We start from the raw sequence: 1,373 nt of genomic DNA, 5'->3' as shown, positions 1-1,373 counted from the left end.
CGGCCAATGTAACTGGCCCGAGTCGCAGGTTTTCATAATCGCCGGCGAGAAATATTTGCGTGTCTTTTTTAGTACGAACACTCAGTGGCTCTTCATCGTCCGGTGATAAGGCGTTGATATAGACCTGCAGCAATACATCAGACGCTGGGGGACTAAAAGCGAAGCTGGCGATTTCCTGATCGTGATGACTTTGGATCACGATGGGGCCCAAGGCGAAACCCGCGCCTGCGTTCTCGGGAACGCTGACCTTGAAGATTTCCTTGGAGAGTTTTAGCAGGCGAGTTTCGACGGGTTGAGTATCCCCATTGAATGAATTAACGCGGAGCATGACGTAGACATCATCAATCAGCAGATGGGACTCATGAATGAACCAGTCCGGGAGCTCAGTGCTCTCGTAGTACTGTAGTAATTTATGTTGCGCATTTGCAATTTTGACCGACACCAACATCGGGGCATTGCCCTGCTTGTAATTTTTAACCGCCGCAATTCGACGCGCCCGCTCATCCAGCGCTGCATCAAACCGCTCCTGTGTCACGCCCTCCCCCAATACCCGCACTTCAACCGATGAGTGATCGGCACCCAGCCCGTAGTACAGCTTGACATCGCCGCCCCCCGTCCAGTTGGCGGGCAAGTCGATCAAGCCGCGGCCCAGCGCCCAGGTGCGCATGTGGGTAGTCATTTCGCTCACGTTGTGTTTCTCCTGCTCGCTGGGTTGATTGAAGGCGGCACAGCCGGCGAATGAAGCCAGCACCAGGCCTGCGAGAAAAAGCTGACGCACACCCATTACTTCTCCTCCCAAGGCCCCGGCTTGGGTTTCTCGAAGCTGGCGATGAATTCGTCGAGGATGCGCTTGCTTTCAGCCGCCTCTTCCGCGGTGGGCCCGCGGTCGGTGGCCCAAGGGTCCGGCTTGGGCGCGACCGCACCGAAGCGGATGCGCACGGATTTGAGGATCGCGTCCCAGACAGCCATGGCTTCGTAGTCGGTCAGCGATGGGTTGACCGGTTCTTCACTCGCGGGCTGTTGCCAGAGGGGGAGTTCGTAGCCTTTGTTGGCGAATGCGGGAAGGGTCCAGCGCACCAGGTCTACTGGTTCATTGGGGTCAGAGGGGTCTGCTTTCATGCCGCCTGCGCCGAGACGAACACTCATGGCTGGACGACCCAGCGAGGGTTTGCCGCGGTAGTTCTCGCTCACGAAAAGTATTTGACGGTGGGTGTCATCACTGAAGCCGATCAGGGATTCTTCGGCCGGCATGCCGGCCAATGTAACTGGCCCGAGTCGCAGGTTTTCATAATCGCCGGCGAGAAATATTTGCGTGTCTTTTTTAGTACGAACACTCAGTGGCTCTTCATCGTCCGGTGATAAGGCGTTGATAT

General features: G+C 56.6%; 1 protein-coding gene and 1 pseudogene. Both read right to left on the bottom strand.

Annotation, left to right across the window (positions count from 1 at the left end):
• A pseudogene (locus EIY72_RS04395) lies at positions 1 to 784 on the bottom strand (T6SS immunity protein Tli4 family protein); the annotation flags it as partial.
• Positions 784 to 1,373 (bottom strand): T6SS immunity protein Tli4 family protein (locus EIY72_RS04390; RefSeq protein ID WP_243701728.1); only part of this gene is annotated, 590 nt, incomplete at its 5' end. The gene EIY72_RS04390 and the pseudogene EIY72_RS04395, both read right to left, overlap by 1 nt.

The organism is Pseudomonas vancouverensis, from assembly GCF_004348895.1.
In the GTDB taxonomy this organism is placed as follows: domain Bacteria; phylum Pseudomonadota; class Gammaproteobacteria; order Pseudomonadales; family Pseudomonadaceae; genus Aquipseudomonas; species Aquipseudomonas vancouverensis.
This window is presented reverse-complemented; position numbering and strand designations above follow the sequence as displayed.